Genomic DNA, 11,742 nt, shown 5'->3' on the forward strand with positions numbered 1-11,742 from the left:
CCGGTGCGTCGACTCGAGCGACGGACAGGATTTTCTGCCCTCACCTGCTATCAAAGTATTAGGTAAGACGTCATATGTCAACGGGTCAAAAAAGGCGCCGTATCCAGGGTTTTCGAGGGTGTGGGAGAGGTAACGCGCAGCGGGATTCACGGTTTCCGGCGAATTGAGCGCGTGGGATGCCGTCATCGGCGCGACGCCCGCTGCACGAGCGACATCGTCCAGCGTCACGCGACCGCTGCCTCTGCGCACGCGGCGTTTGTCTGCCATAGAAGGGTTGTCCACTGGCAAAACTTGTGTCCTCGAACAGATGCGGAATCGGGCTGCGCTCGATAGCTGCGATCGAACGCGTATCAAGTTCGAGAGTAAGCACCAAGTGGAATGGACAGCGGAGGTTTGGAGCGCGTCGTCAGATTGCGAATGGTTTCCGAAAAATTAGAATCTCCAATTCAATCCGCGATTCCAATAGAGAAAAATAGTGGCCCGATGTGTAAATTCAAACGCCGCGAGTTTGAATCTATAAGCACGAAAAGTTTGAGCGTATAGTCCACAAAAAAATCGGATACGACATGCGAGCGTGCATACATCGGGGAAGCAAACAGATTGGCGGAAGTTGTGTTGAACTCGAGACCGGCGGCAAGCGACTTGTGCTTGATCTCGGTTTGCCGCTGGACGCGGCGAATAACGATGCGGTGTTATTGCCGGGCATCCGGGGCATCGACGGCAACGACCCATCGCTATGCGGGATCCTGATTTCCCATCCGCACCTCGATCACTATGGTCTGCTCGCTCATGTTTCGCGGCGCGTCCCAATTGGACTCGGGCGTTCGGCCCGGCGAATCCTGCAAGCGGCATCCAGCTTCGTACCAGGCGACTGGCCGGTGCCCGCATCGGGCTGGGACTACGAATCGGAAACCACGTTCAACGTCGGCCCGTTCCAGATCACCCCTTATCTGGTCGATCACTCTGCCTACGACGCTTACTCGCTGCTGATCGAAGCAGACGGCAAGCGGATCTTTTACAGCGGAGATTTCCGCGCGCATGGCCGTAAATCGCGGCTCTTCGACGCAATCGTCAAGCGCCCTCCCACGCGTATCGATGCGTTGCTGGTCGAAGGCTCGTCGCTGAGCAGGTTGAGCGCGGATGCGACGTTCCCGAATGAAAGCGACATCGAAGCGAAACTGGTCGATACGTTCCGCGAAACTGCGGGGTTGGCGCTGGTTCACGCATCCGTGCAGAACATCGACAGACTGGTCTCGATCTTTCGCGCAGCGAAAAAGTCGGGGCGTACGCTGGTTATCGATCTCTACGCGGCGGCCCTGCTGGAAGCAACCGGAAATGCCAGCCTGCCTCAATCGGATTGGGACAATATCGCGCTGTTCGTTCCGCACGCGCAGCGGCTGCACATCAAGAAAAATTCACTATTCGAACTTCTCTCACGGCATTCCGCTAAACGGATCTATCAAACCGATCTCGCCCGAGCGCCGCACAGGTTCACGCTGCTGTTCAGGCCGTTGCATTGTTCCGACCTCGATCAAGCGAAGTGCCTCACGGGCGCTTCTTACGTGTATTCGCAGTGGGAAGGCTACTGGAATCACGGGACCTACGACAAACTAAAGGCATGGATCGATCGGCAAGGGATCGTTCCGACGATGCTGCACACCTCCGGCCATGCTTCGCCACGCGATCTGAAGACATTCGTCAAAGCGCTCGATGCCAGAAAGGTCGTGCCGATTCACAGCTTCAGACCGGATCTCTACGCGGAGCGGTTCGACAACGTGGAACCACACGCCGACGGAGAATGGTGGGATCTCTGATTCCGCGATCCCATCGACGATTTCGACTTACCTTTAGAAGCGACATGATGACCATCGAAGACAATACGTGGAAGGTGCATCTCGAGAAGATGACGGGGTTTGCCCAGCTCAGGCGTCAACGGCACGACGAACTGCGCGAACTGGCAAAAGATGATGTCTATATCCGCGTGGGCGGCAACGGATTTCGGCCTGTTTCTCTGCACGGCGACAACCCCTGTGGGAGCCTGTATATCGACTGCAAAGCGGTCGGCACAACGGCTAATCTCGATCGAGCGTTGCAAAGAGCCAGGTCAGCGGGGCATGGTAAAGGCAAAGCCGGAAACGGCAAGCCGGAACATCGCGTGCAGGCCGGTCTGATTCGCGAGGCGCTGATGGCTCCCGCAAGTCTTCCCAAGATGCTGGACTGTGAGGCATTGCTTGACCAGTTGATCTTCGTATCGGACGAATTTCGTCTGGACGATATCCGGGCTGACGTGATTGCACTGGGCCGTAAAGGCGACGACTACTTTCCGGTCCTCATCGAACTCAAGGCGGTGCGCTCGCTGACGCGCGTGTTGGAACAACTCGAAAGAATCACGGACCGGCTGAATCAGGCACCTGAAGCGACCGTGGCCTTCTTTTCGGCTGCATCCGGGGTGGATGCCAGCCGCATCGGGACGTCCGCGCTTCGTATGCTTATCTGGCCCGCAAGCAAGAGCGGCAAAGAGAGTCACGCCGTGTCGATTGCGCGCGACAGAGGATTTGTCACGATCGCCTTTCCCATTGAAAACGATGGTCGATTGAAGTTTCAGCGGGAAGTCTGAGTTCGCATACCGCAACGCCATGAACGCGTGCAGTACGAGACTGCACGCGTCATCTTTGAAAGCCGGCGGAATGCGCGGCACGATGATTGCTGACTAGCTTGATTTCCGGCCATATCCGCGACGGGACGGGTCGACGGCGCGCCCCATCGTTGAGCAAAAGTGTCCCGCCAGTTCATACTATTTCGTCTAACGATGACCAACCGATCGCCGTGTCAACTTTCACTTCCACGATGCGCCCAGCCGGCGCGATGCTGTTCCTCATCGGTACGCTGCTGACGGGCGCGGGATACGGCGCCACCTTTCTCCTTTCGATGCGCTTCCGGTCCATCGGCGGAAACGAGTTCGACACGGGTATCGCGCTGGCGGGCGGCGTGCTCGGAACTTTCGTGGGCGTGACAATGGTCCGTTCGCTCGCGCCGCGTATCGGAACGGCGCGCATGGCTGCGCTATCCGCACTCTGCGTCGGTATCGGCCTTATGGGCTTTTCGGCAACGATACGCGACAGCTCGCTGGAAGTGATGGCCGGATTTCTTATTGGTCTCGGCTGGGGCGCGTTCTATGTTGCCGCACCGTTGGCATTATCTGAGCGCACGCACGCAACCGATCGCGGCATCTGGTTTCTGCGCTTCGGTACATTCCAGATGGCGGGAATCGGCGGTAGCCCGGCACTCGCCGCGTATGCGATTCACTTTCTGCACTGGTCCGTCAATAGCGCGCTTGGCGTCATAGCGGTCCTATGTGCAATCGCGTCCGTCCTGCTGGAGGTATTCGGACGGCTCTTGCCGCATTCGTCCGGCGCAATGAAGAATGAGCGATGGGTGGGCGTTCTGGGCGCAATCGTCCGGACGCGCGCCGTCTATCCGATTCTGATGATCGCGCTTGGCGCCTGCGTCTTCTCCGGCATCATGACGTTCCAGATGTCTCTCGTTCAGGGCACGCATGCACAGGCGAGCACCTTCTTCAGCCTCTACACGTTGACCGTGGTTTCGATGCGATGGCTGCTTTCCCGGCTCGTCGCCAACATCTCCACTGAAACCGCGACCAAGGTGCTGCTTGTCGTGATGGTGCTCGGCATTGCTTCGATGTTCGCCGTGCCCTTGCACGTGTTCTTTCAGTTGTCTGCGGCGGTGCTGTTCGGAACGGGGTATGGGCTCGTCTATCCCGTCATGCAGACGCAGCTCGTCAACGATTCGGACGTAACGCATCACAATGCCGTTCTGACGTGGTTCGTGACCGCGTACTTCATCGGCGCATTTGGTTTTCCGACGGTCGGAGGCTGGCTGCTGGTTCACAGCGGCAAAGGCGCGCTGTTGACTGTCATTGCGGCGTGCGCGTTGGCGGCGTTGCTGCTCGCGTTTCTGCGAGACAAGCGCCGCATGCCGGCGCTGACGATCAAGGCGTAATCCGACGATGGCGGGATGCGCCGCAATGAGAAGGGAGCACGACAATGAAGATCCGCTACATGCTTGCAGCAGCCGTCGTCGCGACGACGACGGGTCCGGCCCTTGCCCAGACGCAGCCATCCGTGGAGATCCAGAGAGGAAACGACACGACCACGGTGACGGGGACGAACACGGTCATTGCCACGGTAATCGCCATTGATCCCACCACGCGGACTGTCACGTTGAAGAACAGGAATGGCAAGACGGAGGAACTCAAGGCGGGCGAGCAGGTGCGCAACTTCGATCAGCTCAAGATCGGCGATGTCGTCACTACTGAGTATCGCGAAGCGAGGTCGCTGAGCCTCAGGAAAACGAGCGGGCCGCGGTCTTCGAGTGAGCGGCAGATCTTGCTGCCGGCTGCTTCAGGCGCCAAGCCGGGCGGCACGATCCGGCGTGAAGTGACGATTGTGGGCGATGTCGTCGCTATCGATGCGAATGGGAAACACATTACGATCAGGGGACCGCAAGGCAGGGAGAATGTGCTCGTAGATCCCGAGCAGTTGCGGGATATACATGTTGGCGATCAGGTTGAGATTGTGCGTAGCGAGGCTGTAGCTATATCCGTTACGCCAGGGGTGGCGAATTAGGGTTTTGCTCGCTGGCATCCGCGTTATGGCTTTGGTTTATTGGCGTTGCCCCTTGGATTTTTTGCTGGCGTCGCCCTTCCTGGTTCGGGTTTTTGCGTTGGCATCCGCGCTATGTCTTTGGTTTGCTGGCGTTGCCCCTTGGATTTTTTGCCGGCGTCGCCCTTCCTGGTTCGGGTTTTTGCGTTGGCATCCGCGCTATGTCTTTGGTTTGCTGGCGTTGCCCCTGTGCGGGGCGGCACTTACTTTCTTTGCCGCCGCAAAGAAAGTAAGCAAAGAAAGCGGGCTCACACCGCCAGCCCGTGTTTTTGCCTGCGGGCCCCCAACGGGTCCCGCACTCCAAACGGCAACACATTGTTTTGCGCCCGTTGCCAGCGCCTTGAACAGGCGCATCACCCACTCCAATCACCCGCAGACAGCCAGCGGCAGCGAACCGTCCGCGCCGCCCAGGTGGCAAACGGTGTGTAGGTTGTCGCACCATGCGCGTTGCCGATCCTACGACACCGATCCCGCTTTTCAGTCCGGAGTGGAGCACTTCCATCGCGACGGCCTACACATAGTTTGCCACCTGGGCGGCGGTGGACTTCCTGGTAAGGCAGTTAGTGACGCAGGAGTATGAGGTGGGTGAGGCGAATCCAGGAACGCGGGCAACGGGCATGGATTAGCACGATGCCGCGCGCAGGACGGGGACGTTGAGAGCCCCTGGGCGAACGTCAAGTGCTGGCGGTGTTAGCGGCTTTCTTTTGCCTACTTTTCTTTGCCGCTGCAAAGAAAAGTAGGTGCCGCCCCGCACAGGGGCAACGCTAGCGAACCAGAGACATCACGCGGACGCCAACAACAACAACAACAACAACAACAAAACCGCAAACACCGTGAATCATTTCACGCCAACATCTACGATGAGAACCGACTTCACCGCCCGAATCCTCCGATCGACAAAATACCCACCCCCTTCCGTATAACGCAAATACAGACGCCCGCACTGCGAGCACTCCCAAACCCCACAGCGGTTATAAGGAAAGTACTGCGGCGCGATAGGCGCATCCGCCGACCAATACTGCACGTTATCCGGCCGATACTCCTCAAACGTAGGCTCAGCATGAGCCTCATGCATCAGCGTCGCGATCTCGACGAGTTGCGTCTCATCGAGGGAAAGCGGCTGCGATTGCCAGCCGTCGAGCGGCGTCTTCGTGCAAGAGCACGGCGCAGCGGTGCGTTCTTCGGCGCGTTTTGCAAGCGCGACGAGTGCCGCTGCGTCCACGTAGGGTGTCATGATGTGCTGTCTGCTTCAGGTAGATTCGGGCGAATGTCACTTATACCGCAACTGCCGTCACGATGCCGCGCCGCGCAGAAAACCCGGCTTCGACGCCTCACGTCGACTGCCGCCTCACCAGCCGCGGTAACGGCGCAATCACAGCAGGCGGCGGGCCTTCGCCATGCGGCTCGTGAATCAGCCGTATCAGCAATTCGATCGACGCCTGCGCAATCGCCTCCGTATTGATCGCCACTGTGGTCAGCGAAGGCCGCACCTGGTGCGCAAGCTGAATGTCCGTGATGCCGATCACGGACACATCGTCGGGCACTTTACGGCCCAGCGTCGCCAGCGCCTGCAATGCGCCAATGCCAAGCAGGTCGTTGGTGGCGAACAGCGCGCTAAGATGCGGCTCGCGTTCCATCAACTCCATACATGCAGCAAAGCCCGCGTCGATCGTATCCGGAATCTCCAGCACGGCGGCATCGTCCGGTTCGAGCCCCGCTTCGCGCATCACCTCGCGAAAGCCCGTCGCGCGCGCATCCTGCAAACCGCCACAACCATCGCCCACCAGCATGCCGATATCGCGATGCCCCAGTTCGAGCAGATGCCGCGCTGCAAGCTCGCCCGCATGCGCAAAGTCGACGGCCACGCAAGGCAACGCCGGCAGACGCTCGGGATGCTCCCACAGGCTCAGCACGATCGGCGCGCCCACCGCCGCGGATGCGCACAGTTCGTTGATCGCGATATCCGTGTTGAGCACCAGCACACCTTCCGCCAGCGTGCCCGCAATCTGCGTCAGATACGCCCGGCCGATCTCCGCGTCGTCGTCCGTGTTGCACACCATCAGGAAGTAGCCGGCGCGCCGCGCCGCGCGTTCAGCCGCTAACACGAACTCAGGATAGAACGGATTCGCGATGCTCGACAGCATCAGCGCAAGCGTCGGCGAGCGCCCCTCCGCCAACGCGCGCGCATTCAGATTCGGGCGGTAGCCGAGTTCGCGGATCGCGCGCATCACGCGCTCGGCCGTCTCCGGGCGCACCTTGTCCGGGTTGCGCAAGACGTTCGACACGGTGGCCGCCGTGACCTGCGCGCGTCGCGCAACGTCGCTTAATGTCGCCATGCCTGTTGCAGTGTCCGAAAGAAAATGAAAGATCCCACATTGAGAGACTGCGAATCAGATGTTGCACACCTCACGCAGGCTTTGATAACTTTGTCCGAAAGCACATTGGAGACGAACATGATCGAGCTTTCGAGCACACCCGAATTTAAACGCTTAAATCCCCGGCGCGCAAGCCTCTGCGCGATTTTTTTCAACGCGAATTTAAGCGTTTAAATCCAGGGAAAACACCATGTCTGCGATCTCCCTGAGAAACATCCAGAAGACGTTCGGCGCGAATGCGCCTGTCATCAAGAACCTCAACCTCGAAATCGGCGCGCACGAGTTCTGCGTGTTCCTTGGTCCGTCCGGTTGCGGCAAGTCCACGTTGCTGCGCATCGTCGCGGGACTCGAAGATGAGACCGATGGCGACGTGACCATAGGCGGCCAGTCAATGAACGGAGTCCCCGCTGCAGAGCGCGGCGTCGCGATGGTGTTCCAGAGCTATGCACTCTTCCCGCACATGTCCGTGTACGAAAACATGGCGTTCGGCCTGAAGCTCGCGAAGACACCGAAGTCCGAGATCGACCGCAAGGTGCGCGAAGCAGCGCGCGTGCTGCAACTCGATGCGCTGCTCGAACGCAAGCCGCGCGAGCTGTCGGGCGGTCAGCGACAGCGCGTTGCGATCGGCCGTGCGATCGTGCGCGAGCCTGGCGTGTTTCTGTTCGACGAGCCGCTGTCGAATCTCGATGCCGCGCTGCGTGGCCAGACGCGCATCGAGATCGCGCGGCTGCATCAGCGCTTCGCCAACGCGAGCGTCGTCTACGTGACGCACGATCAGATCGAAGCGATGACGCTCGCCGACAAGATCGTGCTGCTGCATGCGGGCACGGATACGCAGCGCTTCGGCAGCATCGCGCAGATCGGTGCGCCGCTCGAGCTTTATCATCGGCCGCGTTCGAGGTTCGTGGCAGGCTTCATCGGCTCGCCGCGCATGAATTTCATCGACGGCGAAGTCGATGCCGTTGCACACGACAGCGTGCACGTCAGACTCAAGAAGAGTGGCTCGACGTTGCGCGCGCAGGTCGACGGCACGCGTCTGAAACGCGGGCAGCCCATCACACTCGGCATTCGTCCCGAACACATGCGCCTCGACGGCGACGCGCAAACGCTCGCGGTCAAATCGCTGCTTACCGAACAACTCGGCGAACACAGCTATGTGCACGTCGAATGCGCGGACGGCACGCTGATCGCGAAGGCGCCCGGCGATGTTGCGATCCGCAACGGCGAGTCGCTTGCGTTGCGTCTGCCCGCCGACGCCTGCCATCTGTTCGATGAAGAAGGCATCGCACTGGAGCGCTCGGTCGCAATCGACACGCAACCGCTCGCGCTGCAAACCGCCTAGCACCGACGCGAACCGCGCCCGCCGGGTTCGCCACTGTCAGCAGCCGGCCACAGAGCCGGCGCAGTGGGCACGAAGACCGCCGTCCGCATCGAGCGGGCGGCCAACAACGCAGTTCAAGGAGACACCACGATGATCAACAAGCACCTGAGCCGCATCGCCGGGCTCGCCTCTTTCAACACGCGCTCCGTGACGGCTGCCGTCGCGATGTCGGCGGCGTTGCTGTCGGGCCTCGTCACGAATGCCGACGCCGGTCAGCTGAACGTGAACGTGTCGGCGCGCGGCAATCAGCGCTCGACGTGGCAGGACGCGTTCGACAAGTTCAAGAAAGCCAATCCCGATGTCGATCTGAAGATCACCTACATCACCGAGGAAGCGTACAAGGTGCAGATGGGCGGCTGGCTCGCCACCGATCCGCCCGATGTCGTGTCGTGGCACGACGGCGAGCGCATGGCGTACTACGCGAAGCGCGGGCTGCTCGAAGACCTCTCCGGCGACTGGGCCAAGAACGGCTGGAGCCAGCAGTATGCATCGGTGAAAGAAGCCTCGACCTATAACGGCAAGCAGTACGCGGCGCCCCTCGGCTACGACGCGTACGGCTTCTTCTATCGCAAGGATCTGTTCGAAAAGGCGGGCATCAAGAGCGAACCGAAGACGTGGGAAGAATTCCTCGATGCCTGCAAGAAGCTGAAAGCAAGCGGCGTAGCGCCCATCGCCGTCGCTGCACGCGACAGCTGGACGCTCGCGGCATGGTTCGATTATCTCGACCTGCGCATCAACGGCAACGCGTTTCATCAGAAGCTGATGGCAGGCGAAATACCGTACACGGATCCGCGCGTGAAGAAGGTCTACACGACGTGGAAGACGTTGATGGACGACCATTACTACATCGACAACGCGCTCTCCTACGACCTCGACTCCATCGGCCCGTTCCTCGCCAACGGCAAGGCCGCGATGATGCTGATGGGCACGTTCTTCTCGGCGGGCATTCCGGCGAGCGTAAAAGACCAGATCGGCTTCATGCGCTTCCCGGTGATCGACCCGAAGGTGCCGATGGCGGAAGACGGTCCCGTCAACGTGCTGCTGGTTCCTGCGAAGGCGAAGAACAAGACCGACGCGCGCCGTCTGCTCGCCTTCATGGAAACGCCTGAAATCAACGCGGACCTTGCACGCGGCTGGGGTCAACTGCCGTCGAACAGCAAGGCGACCGAGCCTGAAGACCCGATCTCGAAGGTCGGCTTCCAGACGCTCGCCAGCACGACGGGCGGCATCGCGCAGTTCTACGATCGCGACATGACGAAGGAAATGGCCGACGAAGGCATGAAGGCAATGCAGCAGTTCTATAACGATCCGTCGCAGATCGATTCGCTGCTCGCCCGTCTCGAAGCGACCCGCAAGCGCATCTATCACAAGTGATGTCCTGAAGCGGCCGTGCTGCACGCGGCCGCTGCCGGGCGCATCGCATGCGCTGCGCCCGCGAATCACCCGCCGCTCCCCGCATCACGCGGGCGGCATCGAACGAGGTCTTCGTCATGTCCACGTCTATCGCTCGCCTGCCTTCGGCGCGCAGCCGACGCACGTCCGCATCCGGGCGCGCACGCAATCGCGCGGCATTCTTTTTTCTGCTGCCGGGCTGCGCGTTGTTCGCCCTGTGCGTGATCTATCCGATCTTCAGCAGCATCGCGCTCAGCTTCTACAACTGGGATGGGATGACGGCGAAGAGCTTCATCGGACTCGCCAACTACGTCGAGCTGTTTCAGGCCGATACGTTCTATGTCGCGCTGAAGAACAACCTCATCTGGCTCGTGTTCTTCCTGCTCGCGCCGCCGTTGGGCCTGCTGTTCGCGCTGTATCTGAACCAGCAGGTGAAAGGCATGCGCGTCGTGAAGTCGTTGTTCTTTGCGCCGTTCGTGCTGTCGGGTGTGGTCGTGGGTCTCGTGTTCAGCTGGTTCTACGATCCGACCTTCGGTCTGCTCAAAGTGATCGTCGGCCACGGCATTCCCGTGCTCGGCGATGCGCATACCGTGACGTTCGGCATCGTGTTCGCCGCGCTCTGGCCGCAAACGCCCTACTGCATGGTGCTGTATCTCACGGGCCTCACGTCGATCAATCCCGAGGTGGTCGAGGCCGCGCGCATGGAAGGCGCGAAGGGCTGGCGTCTGTTGTGGCACGTGATCCTGCCGCAACTGCGCCCCGCCACCTTCATGGCCGTGGTGCTGACGGTGATCGGCGCGCTGCGCAGCTTCGATCTGATCGCCGTGATGAGCGGCGGCGGCCCCTTCGACAGCTCCACCGTGCTCGCCTATTACATGTACGACCAGGCCATCAAGTACTACCGCGAAGGCTATTCGGCCGCGATTGCCGTCGTGCTGTTCGCGATCATGCTCGTCTACATCGTGTTCCATCTGCGCCGGATGCTGCGCGAAGAACGCTGATTCACGCATCCTGCCCAAGGAGAACTGTCATGTATCCGCTTCCCGTCGAACGCTGGAAACCCTGGAATCGCGCGATCTACAAGGCATCGCTGCCGCTCGCGCTATTCGTGTGGCTGCTGCCGATGCTCGCCGTGCTGATCACATCGATCCGCTCATCCGATGAACTGTCGCAAGGCGATTACTGGACGTGGCCAAAGCACTTCGCGTTGCTCGACAACTACGGCACCGCGCTCACGCAGACGCCGATGCTGCACTACTTCGCCAATAGCGTGCTGATCACGGTGCCCTCCGTGCTCGGCGCGATCCTGCTCGCGTCGATGGCCGGCTTCGCACTCGCGACGTATCGCTTTCGCGGCAACATCGTCGTGCTGTTCACGTTCGTCGCGGGCAACTTCGTACCCGTGCAGATCCTGATGATTCCCGTGCGCGACATGGCACTGAAGGTCGGTCTGTTCAACACGGTGTGGGCGCTGATCATCTTTCACGTCGCGTTTCAGACCGGCTTTTGCACGCTGTTCCTGCGCAACTTCATCAAGCAGTTGCCGTTCGAGCTGATCGAAGCGGCGCGCGTCGAAGGCGCAAGCGAATGGACCATCTATGCGCGCATCGTTCTGCCGCTGATCCGCCCTGCACTCGCCGCGCTCGGCATCCTCGTCTTCACGTTCGTCTGGAACGACTATTTCTGGGCACTGTGCCTCACGCAAGGCGACGACGCCGCGCCCATCACAGTCGGTGTCGCGGCCCTCAAAGGGCAATGGACGACCGCATGGAATCTCGTCGCAGCCGGTTCGGTGCTCGCCGCGTTGCCTTCCGTGCTGATGTTCTTCGCGATGCAAAAGCATTTCGTGGCCGGCCTCACGTTCGGCGCAAGCAAAGGCTGACAAGGGCTCGCCTATCGAGCCGACAGCCCA

The 11,742-nt window shown here is 60.4% G+C and carries 10 protein-coding genes and 1 pseudogene; 8 read left to right on the top strand and 3 right to left on the bottom strand.

All coding sequences use genetic code 11. From position 1 onward, the window contains the following. Window positions 1–144: 144 nt before the first annotated feature. A pseudogene (locus G3N95_RS40475) lies at window positions 145–267 on the bottom strand (LacI family DNA-binding transcriptional regulator); the annotation flags it as partial. A 299-nt stretch (window positions 268–566) separates the two neighbouring features. Here G3N95_RS40475 and G3N95_RS02425 point away from each other — a divergent pair. The 4 genes from G3N95_RS02425 (at window position 567) to G3N95_RS02440 (ending at window position 4,646) form a co-directional block, all read left to right on the top strand. After that, entirely contained in the window at window positions 567–1,814 is a 1,248-nt protein-coding gene (locus G3N95_RS02425) for an MBL fold metallo-hydrolase (RefSeq protein WP_205968347.1), read from the top strand. 44 nt (window positions 1,815–1,858) lie between these two features. After that, a complete protein-coding gene (locus G3N95_RS02430) occupies window positions 1,859–2,617 on the top strand; it encodes a hypothetical protein (protein ID WP_241018170.1) in 759 nt (252 codons plus the stop codon). A gap of 230 nt (window positions 2,618–2,847) precedes the next feature. After that, a complete protein-coding gene (locus tag G3N95_RS02435) occupies window positions 2,848–4,020 on the top strand; it encodes an MFS transporter (protein WP_205968749.1) in 1,173 nt (390 codons plus the stop codon). A 44-nt stretch (window positions 4,021–4,064) separates the two neighbouring features. Beyond that, window positions 4,065–4,646, top strand: coding sequence for a hypothetical protein (locus G3N95_RS02440; RefSeq protein WP_205968348.1), 582 nt, complete (start codon window positions 4,065–4,067; stop codon window positions 4,644–4,646). A gap of 874 nt (window positions 4,647–5,520) precedes the next feature. On the opposite strand, the gene G3N95_RS02445 is transcribed toward G3N95_RS02440, so the two are convergent. Together G3N95_RS02445 and G3N95_RS02450 are read right to left on the bottom strand one after the other, a co-directional pair. Continuing rightward, window positions 5,521–5,916: a hypothetical protein gene (locus G3N95_RS02445; protein WP_205968349.1), complete on the bottom strand. Its 396-nt coding sequence runs from the start codon at window positions 5,914–5,916 to the stop codon at window positions 5,521–5,523. Window positions 5,917–6,013: 97 nt separating this feature from the next. Continuing rightward, on the bottom strand, window positions 6,014–7,018 hold the full coding sequence (locus tag G3N95_RS02450) for a LacI family DNA-binding transcriptional regulator (RefSeq protein WP_205968350.1): 1,005 nt from the start codon (window positions 7,016–7,018) through the stop codon (window positions 6,014–6,016). Between the two features lie 229 nt (window positions 7,019–7,247). Here G3N95_RS02450 and ugpC point away from each other — a divergent pair, with 229 nt between their 5' ends. The 4 genes from ugpC (at window position 7,248) to G3N95_RS02470 (ending at window position 11,712) form a co-directional block, all read left to right on the top strand. Beyond that, entirely contained in the window at window positions 7,248–8,399 is a 1,152-nt protein-coding gene (gene ugpC, locus G3N95_RS02455) for a sn-glycerol-3-phosphate ABC transporter ATP-binding protein UgpC (protein ID WP_205968351.1), read from the top strand. 204 nt (window positions 8,400–8,603) lie between these two features. Continuing rightward, window positions 8,604–9,812, top strand: coding sequence for an extracellular solute-binding protein (locus G3N95_RS02460; RefSeq protein ID WP_241018217.1), 1,209 nt, complete (start codon window positions 8,604–8,606; stop codon window positions 9,810–9,812). Window positions 9,813–9,928: 116 nt separating this feature from the next. Next, a complete protein-coding gene (locus G3N95_RS02465; protein WP_205968353.1) occupies window positions 9,929–10,831 on the top strand; it encodes a sugar ABC transporter permease in 903 nt (300 codons plus the stop codon). Between the two features lie 29 nt (window positions 10,832–10,860). Further along, window positions 10,861–11,712 carry a carbohydrate ABC transporter permease gene (locus G3N95_RS02470; protein ID WP_205968354.1) on the top strand — a complete coding sequence of 284 codons (852 nt, stop codon included), beginning with the start codon at window positions 10,861–10,863 and terminating at the stop codon, window positions 11,710–11,712. Window positions 11,713–11,742: the final 30 nt, after the last annotated feature.

This window comes from Paraburkholderia sp. Tr-20389 (assembly GCF_017104565.1).
GTDB lineage: Bacteria > Pseudomonadota > Gammaproteobacteria > Burkholderiales > Burkholderiaceae > Paraburkholderia.